Origin of the sequence: Streptomyces sp. NPDC051636 (assembly GCF_044453765.1) — a bacterium.
Lineage (GTDB): Bacteria > Actinomycetota > Actinomycetes > Streptomycetales > Streptomycetaceae > Streptomyces.
The window spans coordinates 58533-74626 of record NZ_JBITDA010000005.1; the positions used below are offsets into that span (position 1 = coordinate 58533).

Annotated in this window: 14 protein-coding genes; 3 read left to right on the top strand and 11 right to left on the bottom strand. The window is 72.9% G+C overall.

What is annotated here, in order from left to right; all coding sequences use genetic code 11:
- Window positions 1-38: 38 nt before the first annotated feature.
- Window positions 39-1616 carry a protein kinase gene (locus tag ACIBBH_RS11835; RefSeq protein ID WP_399404097.1) on the bottom strand — a complete coding sequence of 526 codons (1578 nt, stop codon included), beginning with the start codon at window positions 1614-1616 and terminating at the stop codon, window positions 39-41.
- Window positions 1617-1960: 344 nt separating this feature from the next.
- On the opposite strand from ACIBBH_RS11835, the gene ACIBBH_RS11840 reads away from it, so the two are divergent.
- Window positions 1961-3610 carry a protein kinase gene (locus tag ACIBBH_RS11840; RefSeq protein WP_399404098.1) on the top strand — a complete coding sequence of 550 codons (1650 nt, stop codon included), beginning with the start codon at window positions 1961-1963 and terminating at the stop codon, window positions 3608-3610.
- A 108-nt stretch (window positions 3611-3718) separates the two neighbouring features.
- Here ACIBBH_RS11840 and ACIBBH_RS11845 read toward each other — a convergent pair whose 3' ends face one another.
- Window positions 3719-4258 carry a bacterial proteasome activator family protein gene (locus ACIBBH_RS11845; protein WP_399404099.1) on the bottom strand — a complete coding sequence of 180 codons (540 nt, stop codon included), beginning with the start codon at window positions 4256-4258 and terminating at the stop codon, window positions 3719-3721.
- A 163-nt stretch (window positions 4259-4421) separates the two neighbouring features.
- On the opposite strand from ACIBBH_RS11845, the gene ACIBBH_RS11850 reads away from it, so the two are divergent.
- Window positions 4422-5078, top strand: coding sequence for a hypothetical protein (locus ACIBBH_RS11850; RefSeq protein WP_399404100.1), 657 nt, complete (start codon window positions 4422-4424; stop codon window positions 5076-5078).
- On the opposite strand, the gene ACIBBH_RS11855 is transcribed toward ACIBBH_RS11850, so the two are convergent.
- From ACIBBH_RS11855 to pdhA, 7 genes are all read right to left on the bottom strand, one after another.
- Entirely contained in the window at window positions 5075-6076 is a 1002-nt protein-coding gene (locus ACIBBH_RS11855) for an NAD(P)H-quinone oxidoreductase (RefSeq protein WP_399404101.1), read from the bottom strand. The two genes, ACIBBH_RS11850 and ACIBBH_RS11855, sit on opposite strands and share 4 nt — an antisense overlap.
- Before the next feature lie 107 nt (window positions 6077-6183).
- Entirely contained in the window at window positions 6184-7290 is a 1107-nt protein-coding gene (locus tag ACIBBH_RS11860) for a potassium channel family protein (RefSeq protein ID WP_399404102.1), read from the bottom strand.
- A complete protein-coding gene (locus ACIBBH_RS11865; RefSeq protein WP_399404103.1) occupies window positions 7278-8669 on the bottom strand; it encodes a molybdopterin molybdotransferase MoeA in 1392 nt (463 codons plus the stop codon). Before ACIBBH_RS11865 ends, ACIBBH_RS11860 begins: the two co-directional genes overlap by 13 nt.
- On the bottom strand, window positions 8666-9604 hold the full coding sequence (locus ACIBBH_RS11870) for an NTP transferase domain-containing protein (protein ID WP_399404104.1): 939 nt from the start codon (window positions 9602-9604) through the stop codon (window positions 8666-8668). The genes ACIBBH_RS11865 and ACIBBH_RS11870 overlap by 4 nt, the downstream gene beginning before the upstream one ends.
- A 54-nt stretch (window positions 9605-9658) precedes the next feature.
- A complete protein-coding gene (locus ACIBBH_RS11875) occupies window positions 9659-11026 on the bottom strand; it encodes a dihydrolipoamide acetyltransferase family protein (protein ID WP_399404105.1) in 1368 nt (455 codons plus the stop codon).
- Window positions 11026-12030, bottom strand: coding sequence for an alpha-ketoacid dehydrogenase subunit beta (locus tag ACIBBH_RS11880; RefSeq protein WP_399404106.1), 1005 nt, complete (start codon window positions 12028-12030; stop codon window positions 11026-11028). The genes ACIBBH_RS11875 and ACIBBH_RS11880 overlap by 1 nt, the downstream gene beginning before the upstream one ends.
- Window positions 12027-13163 carry a pyruvate dehydrogenase (acetyl-transferring) E1 component subunit alpha gene (gene pdhA / locus ACIBBH_RS11885; RefSeq protein WP_399404107.1) on the bottom strand — a complete coding sequence of 379 codons (1137 nt, stop codon included), beginning with the start codon at window positions 13161-13163 and terminating at the stop codon, window positions 12027-12029. Before pdhA ends, ACIBBH_RS11880 begins: the two co-directional genes overlap by 4 nt.
- 175 nt (window positions 13164-13338) lie before the next feature.
- On the opposite strand from pdhA, the gene ACIBBH_RS11890 reads away from it, so the two are divergent.
- Window positions 13339-13839, top strand: a complete 501-nt coding sequence (locus ACIBBH_RS11890; protein WP_399404108.1) for an Lrp/AsnC family transcriptional regulator — start codon at window positions 13339-13341, stop codon at window positions 13837-13839.
- A gap of 1 nt (window position 13840) precedes the next feature.
- On the opposite strand, the gene ACIBBH_RS11895 is transcribed toward ACIBBH_RS11890, so the two are convergent.
- Together ACIBBH_RS11895 and ACIBBH_RS11900 are read right to left on the bottom strand one after the other, a co-directional pair.
- Window positions 13841-14431, bottom strand: coding sequence for a TetR/AcrR family transcriptional regulator (locus ACIBBH_RS11895; protein ID WP_399404109.1), 591 nt, complete (start codon window positions 14429-14431; stop codon window positions 13841-13843).
- Complete coding sequence (locus ACIBBH_RS11900) at window positions 14431-15951, bottom strand: 3-hydroxyacyl-CoA dehydrogenase (protein WP_399404110.1); 1521 nt, start codon at window positions 15949-15951, stop codon at window positions 14431-14433. The genes ACIBBH_RS11895 and ACIBBH_RS11900 overlap by 1 nt, the downstream gene beginning before the upstream one ends.
- Between the last annotated feature and the right edge of the window lie 143 nt (window positions 15952-16094).

The window sequence follows — 16094 nt, forward strand, 5'->3', positions numbered from 1 at the left end:
TACACGGACGAAGGCGTCTCAGCAGGTGCGGATGTCCTTCAAGGACCTTCCCCGTCGCCGCCCGCCGTGGCGCCCTCGTCCGTGTTGCCGCCCGTGCCCGTCGCCGGGTCCGACGGCTGCGTCTGGGACTCGGTCCCCGGATCCGTCGGCTCGGCTGTGGTCCCGGGGTCCGTCGGCTCGTCGGTCGGGCCGCTGGTGGCCGTCTCGGACTGCGTGTAGGACGGCGTGGGCGACGACGGGCTCCAGTTCCCGCCGGTGCCGGTGTCCGAACCGTCGTCCGTGGCCGTGTCCGTGGTCTGGTCGGTGGGCTCGTCGGTCGGGCTCTCGGTGGTCTGCTCGTCCTTGGTGGAGTGGGTGCTGGTCGGCGTCTGCGAGGTGCTGGTACCGCCGTCGCCGCCGGTCTTGTGCTGCAGTGCCAGCGCGACGCCCGCCGCGATGGCGATCACCGCGAGCACGGCGAGGATCCACAACTTGCCGCGGCCGCTGCCCTTGTTGCCGTGCCCTTCGAAGCCGCCGTCGTCGCCCCCGTACCCGGCGGGCAGGATCGGCTGCGGAATCTGGGTGGTGCCGGAGGCGTCCGTGGGGTGCGGCATGACGGCCGTCCCGGCGAAACCGGCCGCCGGGGTCTGCCGGCCGTCGTGCGTCTCCACCGGGCCGGTGTTCCAGGTGCCGGTGTGGCCGCCCTGGTCGTACAGCATCTGCAGCGCGTACTGGACCAGCCCGCGCATCTCCTCGGCCGTCTGGAAACGGTCGTCCGGCTCCTTGGCGAGGGAGCGCATGACGAGGCCGTCGAGCTCCGGCGGGCAGGTCCCCTCCGAGGTCTGCGACGGCGGCACCGGCGTGTCCTGGACGTGCTGGTAGACCACCGACAGCGGCGTCTCGCCGGTGAACGGCGGCCGCAGGGCGAGCAGTTCGTAGAGCAGACAGCCCGTCGCGTACAGGTCGGAGCGGTGGTCGACGGCCTTGCCGAGCGCCTGCTCCGGGGAGAGGTACTGCGGGGTGCCCATGACCATGCCGGTCTGCGTCATCGTCGTGGACGCGCCGTGCAGGGCACGCGCGATGCCGAAGTCCATCACCTTGACGGCGCCGCTGTGCGTGATGATCACGTTCGCGGGCTTGATGTCGCGGTGCACGATGCCGTGCTGGTGCGAGTAGGCGAGCGCCTCCAGGACACCCGAGACGATGATCAGGGCCTGCTCCGGGCCAGGCGCCTCCGCGTTGAGCAGCAGGTCGCGGATGGTGCGGCCCTCGACCAGCTCCATCACGATGTACGGCACGGACTGGCCGCCCACGAAGTCCTCGCCGGAGTCGTACACGGCGACGATCGCGTGGTGGTTGAGCCCGGCCACCGACTGTGCCTCACGGGTGAAACGGGCCTTGGAGACCGGGTCCTCGGCCAGGTCGGCGCGCAGCAGCTTCACGGCGACCGTCCGGCCCAGGCGTACGTCCTCGGCCGCGAACACCTCGGCCATGCCGCCCCGGCCGAGCCGGTGGGTCAGCCGGTACCGGCCGTCGCCGACCAGCCCTCCGTTGCCCCACATCTCCGGCGCGTCTGACATGCCGCCGCCAGTCGCCTCGGGGTCGGACGGGCCCTGGGCGCTGTGCGTCTGTGCCATCGGTCCTCGCCGTCGTTTCAGCCCGCGGTGCGCGCGGTGTTGTTACGGTCTCCGTCGGCCACGCTACAGCCTCCGCGCAAGCCTCCGGTCCGGGATCGGATCCGGGACCGGCCCGAGACGGACCGGCCATGAAACCTCTAGCACGCGCTGTCGTGCAAATTCTGTGTACCGGGCGTACGCCCGCTGTAACGCTTCCGCGACGCTTCTTTCGCGTACGGTCACGGAACGGGCACCGAGCTTGACGTGTCAGGGCCCTGGGGCAGACTTGGCCCCGAATAGCACATTGGATCACCGGCATTGGGTCACCGGCTTCCGGTCACCGGCGCCTATGGGGGACGCAGAACATGAGCCAGGACGGCGCACAGGGCCGGTATCCGGGGCGGGCGCTCGCCGGCGGCCGCTACCAGCTGCGCGACTTGCTCGGCGAAGGCGGCATGGCCTCGGTGCACCTGGCGTACGACGCCGTGCTGGACCGGCAGGTCGCGATCAAGACGCTGCACACCGAGCTGGGCCGGGAACAGGCCTTCCGCGAGCGCTTCCGCCGCGAGGCCCAGGCAGTGGCCAAGCTCACGCACACCAACATCGTCTCGGTCTTCGACACCGGCGAAGACGATCTTGAGGGGACGACCACTCCGTACATCGTCATGGAGTACGTCGAGGGCCGGCCGCTGGGCTCGGTCCTCGACGAGAACATCCGGCAGTACGGCGCGATGCCCGCGGACAAGGCGCTGAAGATCACCGCCGACGTGCTGGCCGCGCTGGAGATCAGTCACGAGATGGGCCTGGTCCACCGGGACATCAAGCCGGGCAACGTGATGATGACCAAGCGCGGTGTCGTCAAGGTCATGGACTTCGGCATCGCCCGCGCCATGCAGTCCGGCGTCACCTCGATGACGCAGACCGGCATGGTCGTCGGCACCCCGCAGTACCTTTCCCCGGAGCAGGCGCTCGGCCGGGGCGTGGACGCCCGCTCCGACCTGTACTCGGTCGGCATCATGCTGTTCCAACTGGTCACCGGCCGGCTGCCGTTCGACGCGGACTCGCCGCTGGCGATCGCGTACGCGCACGTGCAGGAGGAGCCGGTCGCCCCCTCCTCGATCAACCGTTCGCTGCCGCCCGGGGTGGACGCGCTGGTCGCCCGCGCGCTGAAGAAGAACCCGAACGAGCGCTTCCCGACCGCCGAGTCCATGCGCGAAGAGTGCCTGCGCATCGCCGCCTCCTTCCAGGCCACCGCACCGAGCATCGTGCCCGGCACCGCCCCCACGCAGAGCGGCGCGGGTGTCGGCTCCGCCGTGTTCCCGCCGGTCGACCAGGCGACCCCGGCGCCCACCGGGCCCGTGCAGACGCCGTACCAGCCGACGCCGGTCGCCCATCCGTACGGCACACCGGCACCCGCGGGGCCCGCCCCGGCGTACGGCTACCCGCAGCAGGCCGGCTACCGGACGCCGCCCCCGGCGGGGTACGGCCACCAGGCTCCGGCGACCCCGCCGCCGTACAACGTCACGCCCCACACCTCCGTCCAGTCCTCCGGCGCGGGCGGCGGCAAGAGCAACAGGCCGGTCATCATCGGCTCGATCGCGGTGTCCCTGGTCGCGGTCGTCGGCCTGATCGTGGCCCTGGTGGTGAACAACGGCAGCGATGACGACGCCAAGGGCGGGAGCTCGAGCAGCTCGGCCTCACCGTCCCATGCGGCGAACTACCGCGGGCCGGACACGTCGAAGACGATCGAGAAGACCGAGTGCACGGAGCCGGAGGAGTCGTACGACGACCCGGACAAGATCCAGATCCCGGACTTCAAGTTCAAGTACATCAAGTCGGTCAAGGCGTGCTTCCAGGCCGCCGGCTGGGAGATGAAGGAAATCAAGGTCGACGAGAACACCTACGGCGAGGGCGCTGTCATGGAGCAGTTCCCCGCCGCCGGTACGGACGTCGACCCGAAGGACATGCCGACGATCCAGCTCAAGGTCTCGACCGGCAACCCGGCGACCGGCTGAGCGGCATATCGGCGTATCGGAAGGGCCCGGCGGAGATCCCCTGAGCTGGGGTGTTGCGACGACCACTAGAACTCAAGAGACCGCCGGGCCCTTTGTGCTCAGGGGCTCTTACAGGTACGGGCCGCCCGACCGGCCGCCCGTGCGCGGGTCGGCGCCGTCCTCGTGGCCCACGCCGGGCGGCAGTGCGCGGCGCATCTGCTCCAGCTGGGCCCGCGCGGCCATCTGCTGGGCGAACAGGGTCGTCTGGATCCCGTGGAAGAGCCCCTCCAGCCAGCCGACCAACTGGGCCTGCGCGATCCGCAGCTCCGCGTCGCTGGGGGTGCCCTCGTCGGTGAACGGCAGGGAGAGCCGCTCCAGCTCCTCGACGAGCTCCGGTGCCAGGCCGTCCTCCAGCTCCTTCACCGAGCTGGCGTGGATCTCCTTGAGCCGGACCCGGCTGGCCTCGTCCAGAGGCGCCGCCCGCACCTCCTCCAGCAGCTGCTTGATCATGCTGCCGATCCGCATGACCTTGGCGGGCTGCTCCACCTGTTCCGTCACCGGGGTCTCGCGGGAGTCCTCGTCCCCGACGCCGCCGAGCGCCATGCCGTCCTGGCCCAGGACCAGGATCTGAGGGTTCTCCGACGGCCTATCGTTCCTCGGCATCTCCATGCCGCCATTCTCTCGCACCCGTACACCTCATCACCGTGGTGCCCCCCACAGGGGCTGATCCACCCTTTAGACCCGTCGGAGCAATCCGGAATGCCGGGTTGGCGGGTGAATGTGAGGCTTGTTCGCGACGGTCTTGGCGACTGGGCTCCGGGAGGTCACCGACGTGACTCCATGGCTGCGCTTCACACTCCGCGTGGCACCGATGCCGCTGCTCCTCGCGGCGGTCGTCCTGCCGTACGGCGCCACCGCGTCGCACGGCGCCGAGCCCGCGCCCTCGCGGTCCGCCGCGCACCCCTCCGGCTCCCCCGCACGCTCCCCCGGCTCCGCCGTGCGCTCTCCGGGCTCCGGCACCCGCTTCTCCGGCACCGCCGCACGCTCCTCCGGCTCCCCCACCCCCTCGGCCTCCGCCGGACCGTCCCGGGCCGGGAGCCGGGCCGGTGAGGGGCGTCAGCGGCCGGGGCGGCCGGAGGCGCCCGCGGCGGAGACCGACGGGGACGATGACACCGCGCCCGCCCGGGACGACACGGACCCGGACGAGGAGGCGGGGGACACGCAGGAGACGACGCGGGGGACGGAGGCGGGGCAGCAGACACCGGATCCGCAGGACGGCGGCGCGGAGAGCCCCGCCGCCTCCCGGTCGCCCGGGGCCGGCCTGGTCTCCTCCGCGCCGCCGCTGCGGCCCGGGGGCCGCACCGTCGCCCACGGCGACGAGGAAACCGCCGAGCCCCTCGTACGGATCCTGCCGCTGGGCAGCGGCCTGGTCCTCATCGGGCTCGGGCTGGGACTCGCGTTCGTGGGGTTGCGGGTCCGGCGCGGTTAGGCCCTGTCCTCGCCCTGCTCGGGCGTCACGAGCAGCACCTTTCCGATGTGACCGCTCGCCTCCACCACCCGGTGGGCCTCGGCCGCCTCGGGCATCGGCAGTTCGCGGTCGACGACCGGGCGGACGTGGCCGGCGGCCAGCAGCGGCCAGACGTGCTCGCGTACGGCCGCGACGATGGTCGCCTTCTCGTCGAGCGGGCGGGCGCGCAGCGAGGTCGCGCTGATCGCGGCCCGTTTGGCGAGCAGCGCGCCGAGGTTCAACTCCCCCTTGGCGCCGCCCTGGAGGCCGATGACGGCGAGCCGGCCGCTGACGGCGAGGGCCTTGACGTTGCGCTCCAGGTACTTGCCGCCCATGTTGTCGAGGATGACGTCCGCGCCCGCGCCGCCCGTGGCCTGCCTGATCTCGGCGACGAAGTCCTGCTCCCGGTAGTTGATCAGGATGTCGGCGCCCAGCTCGGCGCAGAAGTCCAGCTTCTCCTTGGTGCCGGCCGTGACGGCGACCTTCGCGCCGACCGCCTTGGCGAGCTGGATCGCCATGGTGCCGATGCCGCTGGAGCCGCCGTGGACGAGCAGCGTCTCGCCGGGGCGCAGGTGGGCGATCATGAAGACGTTCGACCAGACCGTGCAGACCACCTCGGGCAGCGCCGCCGCCCGCTTCAGGTCGACGCCGTCGGGGAGGGGCAGCAGCTGCCCGGCCGGGACGGCGACCTTCTCGGCGTAGCCGCCACCCGCGAGCAGCCCGCACACCTCGTCGCCGACCGACCAGCCGGCGACGCCGGGCCCGAGCGCGGCGATCCGCCCGGAGCACTCCAGGCCGGGGTAGGGGGATGCGCCGGGAGGCGGGTCGTAGAAGCCCTGCCGCTGCAGGACGTCGGCACGGTTGACGGCGCTGGCCGCCACCTCGACCAGTACTTCTCCCTCCCCGGGCACCGGATCGGGGACCTCGTCCCACACCAGCACCTCGGGCTCACCGGACTCGGGAATCGTGATCGCATGCATGACCGCGACGCTACTCCTCGCCGCCGCGGGCCGGGCCGAGGCCCGCCTTCCCGCTCAGAGCCCCGAACAAAACGGGCGCCTGGCTCGCACTCCCCCTTTGTCGGCTCTCAGTCCCTCGGCAGCGGCCGGGTGTCGGGGGTGACCTGCGCGCCCGGTGTCGCCCGGACAATGGTGATCAGACGGTCCGTCAACTGCAGGGCGCCCACGGAAGGATCGTCGTAGCCGAGCACCCGGTGGCCGCGTATCACGCTCACCACGAGGTCGTCCGTCTCACGCGGGCTCCTGCCCACCTCGGCCTTGACGACGGGGCGTTCGACGATGTCGAGGCCGCTGCCCTGCTGGACGAGGTCCTCCATGACCATGCCGGCGGCGGGACTGAGCACGGACAGGCCGAGCAGCCGCCCGGCCGCGCTGGCGCTGGTGATGACGACGTCGGCGCCGGACTGCTTCAGCAGCGGCGCGTTCTCCTCCTCGCGGACCGTGGCCACGATCTTGGCGCCCCGGTTGAGCTGCCGGGCCGTCAGCGTCACCAGGACGGCCGTGTCGTCGCGCTGCGTCGCGATGATGATCTGCCGCGCCCGGTGCACCTCGGCCCGCCTCAGCACGTCGCTGCGCGTCGCGTCCCCGACCACGCCCGCGTAGCCCTCGGCGATCGCCGCGTCGATCACCCTCTCGCTGGGGTCGACCACGACCACCTGTTCCTTCCGCAGCCCTGTCGCGCAGACGGTCTGGATCGCCGATCGTCCCTTGGTGCCGAAGCCGATGACGACGGTGTGGTCTCGCAAGGTGGACCTCCAGCGGTTGAGGCGCCATTCCTCCCGGGTGCGCTCGGTCAGGATCTCGAGCGTCGTGCCGATCAGGATGATCAGGAACAGCACGCGCAGGGGGGTGACGACGAGGATGTTGGTGAGCCGGGCACCGTCGCCGACGGGGGTGATGTCGCCGTATCCGGTGGTGGAGAGGGTGACGGTGGCGTAGTAGAAGGAGTCGAGGAGGCCGACCGCGCCGTCGGCGTTGTCGTGGTAGCCGTCGTGATCGGCGTAGACGATCAGCGCGGTCGCGACCAGCACCAGCAGGGCCAGGGCAAGCCGTTTGGCGGCCCGGCGGAAGGGGTGCTCCACCACTTTCCTCGGGAGTTTCACCCGATGGGTCACCAGGTGTTCGTCCGCCCGGCGGGCTATCGCGTCCTCGCCCGGAAGTTTCACGTGAAACACACCCCGATCCCGGCGGCCGCCCACGGCAGGTCGAGGAGCTCCGTCTCCTGCCCCTGCCGGGCACCGCCGGGCGGTACGACGGCGAGCGCGTCGGCGGCGGCGACGCCGCGCAGCATGGCCGGGCCGTTGTAGTGCAGCGGCACGGCGTGATCGCCGCGGAGCACGACGGGGATGAGCCGGGTGTCGTGCGGATGCCCGTGCACCGCCTCCCCCAACGGCAGCGTGTACGGCTCGGGGGCCGGGCGTGCGGCGAGGGTGCGCAGGAGGGGTTCGGCGAGCGTGAGCAGGCCGGAGACGGCCGCGAGGGGGTTTCCGGGCAGGCCGACGAGGTGCTGGTCGCCCTTGATGCGGGCCAGCAGCATGGGGTGGCCGGGGCGGACCTTGACGCCGTCGACGAGGAGTTCGGCGCCGATGCGGCGCAGGGTGGGGTGGACGTGGTCGACGGGGCCGGAGGCGGTGCCGCCGGTGGTGACGATGAGGTCGGCGTCGGAGGAGGTGATGGCCTTGTGCAGGGCCTTGGCGTCGTCGCCGAGTCGGCGCACCCGGGTGACCTCGGCGCCGAGCGCCCGCAGCCAGGGCGGCAGCATCGGGCCGAGGGCGTCGCGGATCAGCCCGTCGTGCGGAAGGCCTTCGGTGAGCAGCTCGTCGCCGAGGACGAGGACTTCGGCGCGGGGGCGGGGGACGGCGGTGACGGTGTCGTAGCCGGCGGCGGCTGCGAGGCCCAGGACAGCGGGGGTGACAAGGGTGCCGACGGGCAGCAACTGGTCGCCGTTGCGGCACTCCTGGCCGCGGGGGCGGATGTCCTGCCCGTGGGTGACCTCCCGGGTGGGGTGCAGCCGGCCCTTGCCGTCGGTGCGGCCGTGCTCGCTGCGCAGGACGGCGGTGGTGTCCGGCGGGATACGGGCGCCGGTGGCGATCCGCACCGCCTCTCCGTCCGTCAGCGGCTCGGGCAGCCCGTGCCCGGCCAGGACGCCCTCCTCCCGCACGTCCCAGGGGCCCGGGCCGGCGACGGCCCAGCCGTCCATCGCGGAGGTGTCGAAGGAGGGGAGGTCGGTGAGGGCGGTGAGGGGGGTGGCCAGCACCAGGCCGAGGGCGTCCTCGAGGCAGACGGAGACCAGGGGGCGGCGACCGCCGGTGCGGGCCGCGCGGGCGGCGGTCTGACGGGCCTGGGGCCAGGGCGCGGCCTGGCGGTGGCGGTCGTCGGGGGCGGCGTGCCCGTCCTGGGCGGCGGGCGCGGGGACCCGGCCGCCCGGGGTGGGGCCGTCTTCGGCGGGGCCGTTGTCTTCCCGGGGTTCCCTCACGAGGGCGAGCGCCTCCTCGACGTCGAGATCGTCGGTGTCCTCGGCACGCTCGCCGGTCCGGGTGGCGCGGGCGGTCATCCGGCGTCCGGGCCGGGGGCGGGCTGGGCGGGACTGTTCTCTTCCTCCCAGCGCAGGGCCAGTGCCGCGGCCTTGCGGGCGGCCTCGGCGACCGCCTCGGGGCCGCCCTTGCCCTGTGCGGCGGCGTAGCCGACGAGGAAGGTGGTCAGCGGGGCGGCGGGCCGGGCCACGCCGTGCGCGGCGTCACGGGCGAGGTCGAGCAGGGCGCCGGTGTCGACGTCCAGTTCGATGCCCAGCTCGTCCTTGACTGCGGAGATCCATTCATCCAACACGTGCCCATGCTCCCTGATCCGTGCCCTGGCGGCGGCGATGTCGTCCCAGGTGTCGCAGTCGAACGAGGCGACCGGGTCCGGGACGCGGGTGAGGTCCAGCGCACCGGTCAGCCGGCGCAGGGGCAGCCCGGTGAGGCCGCCGTGGGCGCCGGTGAGCGCCGTCAGCTCACGGCGCAGGGCCGTCGTGCGGTAGGCGGCCACCAGCGGCTGGTCGCGTCCGTCCGCGTCGGTGAGCAGCGCGCCCTCGGCGGCTGTGGTGCGCAGGGCGCCCAGCAGCCGCCGTACCGTGGCCGTTTCCAGGAACGGCAGGTCGGCGGAGAGCACGACGAGGTGCTCCGCCGTGGTGTGCCGCAGCCCGGCGTCGAGCGCGGCGACCGGCCCCGCGCCGGGGGGTTCCTCGCGGGCCCACCGCACCGGCCGCGCGGTGGGGCGGGGCTCGGCCACGACGACGGTCGTGCCCGCGCCGGCGCAGGCCGCGAGCACCCGGTCGAGGAGCGGGCGCCCACCGACCCGTACACCGGGCTTGTCCGCCCCGCCGAGACGCCGCGCGGCACCGCCGGCGAGCACGACGGCGTCGTACGGCGCCGTGTCGTACGGCGCGGTGTACGACGGTGCGTCGTACGGCACCTCGGTGCCGGGGGCGGCGGGCTCATGGGCGGTCACCCTCCGAGTATGCGTGCCGCCCTGATCACAGGGAACCGCGGCAGGGGCACCGCGTCACAGTGTCCGCAGCAGCACCGCCGGCTGTTCCACGCAGTCCGCCACGTACCGCAGGAAGCCGCCCGCCGTGCCGCCGTCGCACACCCGGTGGTCGAAGGTGAGCGAGAGCTGGACGACCTGCCGCACCGCGAGCTCGCCCTCGTGCACCCAGGGTTTGGGGACGATGCGGCCGACGCCGAGCATGGCCGCCTCTGGGTGGTTGATGATCGGCGTCGAGCCGTCGACGCCGAACACTCCGTAGTTGTTCAACGTGAAGGTCCCGCCCGTGAGTTCCCCGGGCGTCAGCGTCCCGGTCCGGGCCGCCTCGGTCAGCCGGGCGAACTCGGCGCTGAGCGACTCGGCGTCGCGCGCGTGCGCGTCCCGGACGACGGGCACCACCAGCCCGCGCTCGGTCTGCGCGGCGAAGCCCAGATGGACGTGGTCCAGCCGGACGATCTCCCTTGCCTCCGTGTCCACGGTGGAGTTGAGCTCGGGGAACCGCGCAAGGGCGGCGGTGCAGATCCGGGCGAGGAGCGCGAGGAGGGATATCTTCGGGCCGCCGGCCGCGTTCATGGCCGCCCGGGCGCGCATCAGCTCCGTCGCGTCGGCGTCGACCCAGCAGGTCGCGTCGGGGATCTCCCGGCGGCTGCGGGAGAGCTTGTCGGCGACGGCCCCGCGGACGCCCTTCAGGGGGACGCGGGTGCCTGCGGTGCCCGTGAGCGGGAAGGGTGCGGGAGCCGGCACGGGTGCGGTGGTTCCGGCGACCGGTGCGGGCGCGGCGGTGGGGGCGAGGGCGGCCGTCGCCTCTGCCGTGCGACCGCGGGCCGCGTTCGCGCGCAGCGCGTCCTCGACGTCGGCGCGCAGGATCAGCCCGTCCGGTCCCGAGCCGGTCAGCTTCCGCAGGTCCAGGCCGTTGTCGCGGGCGAGTCGGCGGACCAGCGGGGAGATGACGGGGACGGGTCCCTCGGTGTGCGCCGCCCCCACGCGCGCGTGGCTCGGAACGGCGGGCGCCACCTGCTCGCTCACGTGACCGTTGGCGCCCGGCGTCCGCCGTACCCTGCGCCGCCGCGCCGGAGGCGCTCCCGTGCCGTAGCCGACCAGGACGTTGCCGGACGCCTCGGGCTCGCCGCCGGTGGCCGGTTCGCCGACCGCCACGGTCAGCAGCGGGGCGCCGACGGGCAGTTCCGTGCCCTCCTCGCCGAAGCGGGCGGTGACCACGCCGCCGTACGGGCAGGGGACCTCGACCATCGCCTTGGCCGTCTCGACCTCGACGACCGGCTGGTCGACGGCGACGACGTCGCCGACCTGGACCAGCCAGCGGACGATCTCCGCCTCGGTCAGTCCCTCCCCGAGGTCGGGGAGCTTGAACTCCAGCACCTGTGCCATCAGTCCTCGGCCTCCCACTGCAGACGCGCCACGGCGTCCAGGATCCGGTCGACGCCGGGCAGGTGGTGCCGCTCCAGCATCGGCGGCGGGTAGGGAATGTCGAACCCGGCCACGCGCAGCACCGGCGCCTCCAGGTGGTGGAAGCAGCGCTCCGTGACCCGGGCCGCGATCTCGCCGCCCGGTCCGCCGAACCCGCCCGACTCGTGGACGACGACCGCCCGCCCGGTCCGCCGTACCGACGCGGAGACCGTCTCGTCGTCGAACGGCACCAGGGAGCGCAGGTCGACGACTTCGAGGTCCCAGCCCTCGGCCCGCGCCGCCTCGGCGGCTTCGAGGCAGACGGGTACGGACGGCCCGTACGTGATCAGCGTGGCGCTCCTGCCCGGGCGCCGCACCACCGCGCGGCCGATCGGTTCAACGGTCTGCGGGGCGTCGGGGTTCCAGGAGTCCTTCGACCAGTACAGCCGCTTGGGTTCGAGGAAGACGACCGGATCGTCGGAGGCGATGGCGGCGCGCAGCAGCCCGTAGGCGTCGGCGACGGTGGCGGGCGTGACGACATGGAGCCCCGGAGTCGCCATGTAGTACGCCTCGGAGGAGTCGCTGTGGTGCTCGACGCCGCCGATGCCGCCGCCGTAGGGGACGCGGACGGTGATCGGCAGGGGCATCTTCCCGCGGGTGCGGTTGCGCATCCGTGAGACATGGCTGATCAGCTGCTCGAAGGCGGGGTAGGCGAAGGCGTCGAACTGCATCTCCACGACCGGGCGCAGCCCGTACATGGCCATGCCGACGGCCGTGCCGAGGATGCCCGCCTCGGCCAGCGGGGTGTCCGTGCAGCGGTCCTCGCCGAACTCCTTGGCGAGCCCGTCGGTGATCCGGAAGACACCGCCGAGGGTGCCGACGTCCTCGCCCATGACGTGCACGGCGGGGTCGGCGGCCATCGCGTCGCGCAACGCGCGCGTGAGGGCCTGCGCCATGGTGGCGGGCTTGACGGCGACGGTGGTCATCGGTGACCGCCTTCCTGCTCGGCCTCGAGCTCGGCCCGCAGCAGGGCGCGCTGTTCCCGCAGTTGCCGGGTGGGGTCCGCGTACACGTGGTCGAAGAGGTCCATGGGGTCGAGCTCCGGGTCGCGGTTCATGCGCTCGCGCAGGTCGGCGGCCATCGCCTCGGCGTCCTCGCGTGCGGCGCGGATGCCGCCCTCGTCGAGGAGGCCGCGGTCGGTCAGCTCCCGCTCCAGCAGCTGGACCGGGTCGTGCTCGCGCCAGGCCTCCACCTCGGCGTCGCCGCGGTAGCGGGTGGCGTCGTCGGCGTTGGTGTGGGCGTCCACGCGGTACGTGATCGCCTCCACCAGGGTCGGGCCGCCTCCCGCGCGCGCGTGCCGCACGGCGTCGCCGAGGACCTCGTGCACGGCGGCCGCGTCGTTGCCGTCGACCAGGCGGCCCGGCATGCCGTACCCGACGGCCTTGTGGGCCAGGGAGGGCGCGGCGGTCTGCTTGGCGAGCGGGACCGAGATGGCGAAGCCGTTGTTCTGGACCAGGAAGACGACCGGTGCCTGCCAGACGGCGGCGAAGTTCAGCGCCTCGTGGAAGTCGCCCTCGCTGGTGCCGCCGTCGCCCACCAGGGCGAGCGCGACCACGTCGTCGCCCTTGAGGCGGGCGGCGTGGGCGAGGCCGACGGCGTGCGGGAGCTGGGTGGCCAGCGGTGTGCACAGGGGGGCGACGCGGTGCTCGTAGGGGTCGTAGCCGGTGTGCCAGTCGCCGCGCAGCAGGGTGAGCGCCTCGACCGGGTCGACGCCGCGCGCGACGGCGGCGAGCGTGTCGCGGTAGCTGGGGAAGAGCCAGTCCTGATCCCGCAGGGCGAGCGCGGCGGCGACCTCGCAGGCCTCCTGGCCGGTGCTGGAGGGGTAGACGGCCAGGCGGCCCTGTTTGGTGAGGGCGGTGGCCTGCACGTTGTACCGGCGGCCGCGCACCAGGTGGGCGTAGAGCCGGCGCAGCAGCTCCGGGTCGGCCTTGGCGGCGGCCTCGGTGCCGAGGACGCGGTACGGCTCCGGGTCGGGCAGCAGCGGCGCGGGGTCCAGGCGGGGCTGCCAGGCGGGCGGCGGTGATGGCCGGTACGCGCCTCGCTGCTCCATGACCGTCATGACGGCACCTCCTCATGGGAGCGGCTACGGAAGGCGCGTCGGCTGTGACCCGCCTCACCTACCGATTGTTCGGTCGCCGACACATTTTGGCTACAGGCCGCCCGAGGCTGTGGACAAACGGTTCTCCACAGCCTGCAATGAACGCAGGACGTCCACGGCGGGAAGGCGGGGGGACATGGCATCTGAACAAATGGCCGAGGGCCTGGATGCCGGTGCTGTCCTGCCGCCGCCGCGTCCGCTGGACGCCATCGACCAGGGCATCCTGCGGATGCTCCAGGCGGACGGCCGCGCCTCGATACGGTCCGTCGCCGAGCGGGTGCACGTCTCGCGCGCGAACGCCTACGCGCGCATCAACCGCCTCATCGAGGACGGCGTCATCCGGGGCTTCGGCGCCCGTGTCGACCACGAGCGGGCAGGCCACGGCACGTCGGCGTACGTCACGCTGAAGATCGTGCAGAACACCTGGCGCACGGTGCGCGAGCAGCTCAGACAGCTGCCGGGCGCCTCGCACATCGCCCTGGTCGGCGGAGATTTCGACGTGCTGCTGCTGGTGCACACGCCCGACAACAGGGCGCTGCGCGAGCTGGTGCTCACCCGGCTCCAGGCGATCCCGGAGGTGCTCAGCACCCGCACGCTGCTGGTGTTCGAGGAGGAGGACGTGGAGCCGGAGGGCTGACTCAGGTGTCCTTGCGCAGGCCCCCGAAGGCCAGCCGCACCACCGCGTCCGCCACCTCACGCTCGTTCATGCCACGCCCGTCGGGCCGGTACCACTCCACGATCGAATTGATCATTCCGAAGACCAGCCGGGTCGCCAGGCGCACCTCCACGTCGCCGCGCACGTCCCCGTCGGCGGCAGCCGCCTTCAGCAGGTCGGCCACCCGGTGGTCGAAGTCGCGCCGCCGCTCCAGGGCCCACCGCTCGGTGGCGGTGTTGCCGCGCACGCGCAGCAGCAGCGTCACGTACGGCAGCTCGGCTATCAGGACCTCGACCGTGCGCCGGACGACGTACTCCAGGCGGTCCGCCGCACGCCCCGCGCGCGCGTGCTCCTCGTCGAGGATCCCGAAGAGGCCGTCCAGCGCCCGGCTGACGGCGCGGCGCAGCAGCTCCTCCTTGCCGGTCACGTGGTGGTAGATCGACGACTTGGAGATGCCGGCCGCCTTCGACAGGTGCTCCATGGAGGTGCCGTCGTAGCCGCGCTCGTTGAAGACCCGCACGGCGACCGAGAGCAGCGTCTCGGGGGTGTACGTGTCGCGCTTGACGGTGGTCATCAGGCGCCCTCCCGCTTGTCGGTGGCGTACGCGTGGCGGTAGAGCGCGAGGGACGGGGCGTAGCGGCCGGAGGGTTCACGCTCGTGCAGTTCGTCGAGGACGGCGCAGGCCCAGCTCCGGCCGAGTGCGCGGCTCCACTCGAAGGGGCCGAGGGGGTAGTTGACGCCCAGGCGCATCGCGGTGTCGATGTCCTCCTCGGTGGCGACTCCCTTGGCGACGGCGTCGTGCGCGAGGTCGATGATCCTGGCGACCGTGCGGGCGACGATCATGCCGGGGACGTCGCCGATGACGCTGACGTCCTTGCCGAGCGCCTGGAAGAGGCCGGTGGCCTCGGCGAGGGTCTGCGGCGAGGTGTCCTGGGAGGCGGACAGGGCGATGCGGGTGGCGCGGCGGTAGTCGAGGGCGAGGTCGAAGTAGACGACGTCGCGGAACTCCACGGAGGTCTGGCCGTCGGCGAGCACCAGCTGGCCGCCGCTGGGCAGGAGCAGGCGGGTGCCGTTGTCCTCGTCCTCCTCGCGGACCTGGATGCCCGCCTCGCGGATCAGCGCGAGCAGCTCGCCGGCCGGGCCCAGGTCGCCCTCCGCGACGACATGGGCGGGGGCCCGCGTCTTCTCGGCGGTGTGCGGTTCGGGGCGCTCGGGGCCGTCCGCGCCGTCGGGGTAGGCGTACCAGCCGTGCCCGCTCTTGCGGCCCAGGCGGCCGGACTCGACCAGGCGGCGCTGGGCGAGCGAGGGCGTGAAGCGGACGTCCTGGAAGAAGGACTGCCACACGGAGTGGGTGACGGACTCGTTGACGTCCTGCCCGATGAGGTCGGTCAGTTCGAAGGCGCCCATCCGGAAACCGCCGGACTCGCGCAGGACCGCGTCGATGGTGGCCGGATCGGCGGCCTGGGCCTCGTACACGGCGAAGGCCTCGGCGTAGAAGGGCCGGGCGATGCGGTTGACGATGAAGCCCGGGGTGTCGGCGCAGGCGACCGGCGTCTTGCCCCAGGCGCGGGCCGTCTCGTACGCGCGCGTGGCCGAGGTGACGTCGGTGGCGAAGCCGGAGACGACCTCCACCAGCGGCAGCAGCGGGGCCGGGTTGAAGAAGTGCAGGCCCACGAAGCGGCCGGGGTGACGCAGAGCGCCGCCGATGGCCGTCACCGACAGGGAGGAGGTGTTGGTGGCGAGCAGGCAGTCGTCGGCGACGATGCCCTCCAGCTCGCGGAAGAGCTCCTGCTTGACGTCCAGCCGCTCCAGGACGGCTTCGGCGACCAGGGAGCAGTCGGCGAGCTCGGCGAGGCTTGCGGCGGGCTCGAGCCGGGCGCGGGCGGCGTCCCGTTCGGCTCCGGTGAGCCGGTCCTTCGCCACGAGCCGGTCGAGGCGGGCGCCGATCGCTTCGGCCGCCTCCCGGGCGCGCCCGGGGACGGCGTCGTACAGCCGTACGGGATGGCCCGCGACCAGCGCGACCTGGGCGATGCCCTGGCCCATGGTGCCGGTGCCGACGACGGCCACGGGGCTGCTGAGGTCGAGTGCTGTCATGTGCGCGATCCTCCCGCACGGCGTTTTCCACAGATGCGGCGGACCCCCTTGTCCCGACCGATCGTTCGGTTACTCTAACCCTGTCCGGCTGTTTCTGCCCATGGTTCTGCTGTTTCTGCCCAGGTCATGAGCTCGACGGAGAG

Bases quoted from the DNA above. Each gene is read 5' to 3' on its own strand.
- ACIBBH_RS11835 (WP_399404097.1), bottom strand. From the start codon at position 1,616: ATGGCACAGACGCACAGCGCCCAGGGCCCGTCCGACCCCGAGGCGACT.
- ACIBBH_RS11840 (WP_399404098.1), top strand. From the start codon at position 1,961: ATGAGCCAGGACGGCGCACAGGGCCGGTATCCGGGGCGGGCGCTCGCC.
- ACIBBH_RS11845 (WP_399404099.1), bottom strand. From the start codon at position 4,258: ATGGAGATGCCGAGGAACGATAGGCCGTCGGAGAACCCTCAGATCCTG.
- ACIBBH_RS11855 (WP_399404101.1), bottom strand. From the start codon at position 6,076: ATGCATGCGATCACGATTCCCGAGTCCGGTGAGCCCGAGGTGCTGGTG.
- ACIBBH_RS11865 (WP_399404103.1), bottom strand. From the start codon at position 8,669: ATGACCGCCCGCGCCACCCGGACCGGCGAGCGTGCCGAGGACACCGAC.
- ACIBBH_RS11875 (WP_399404105.1), bottom strand. From the start codon at position 11,026: ATGGCACAGGTGCTGGAGTTCAAGCTCCCCGACCTCGGGGAGGGACTG.
- ACIBBH_RS11880 (WP_399404106.1), bottom strand. From the start codon at position 12,030: ATGACCACCGTCGCCGTCAAGCCCGCCACCATGGCGCAGGCCCTCACG.
- pdhA (WP_399404107.1), bottom strand. From the start codon at position 13,163: ATGACGGTCATGGAGCAGCGAGGCGCGTACCGGCCATCACCGCCGCCC.
- ACIBBH_RS11890 (WP_399404108.1), top strand. From the start codon at position 13,339: ATGGCATCTGAACAAATGGCCGAGGGCCTGGATGCCGGTGCTGTCCTG.
- ACIBBH_RS11895 (WP_399404109.1), bottom strand. From the start codon at position 14,431: ATGACCACCGTCAAGCGCGACACGTACACCCCCGAGACGCTGCTCTCG.
- ACIBBH_RS11900 (WP_399404110.1), bottom strand. From the start codon at position 15,951: ATGACAGCACTCGACCTCAGCAGCCCCGTGGCCGTCGTCGGCACCGGC.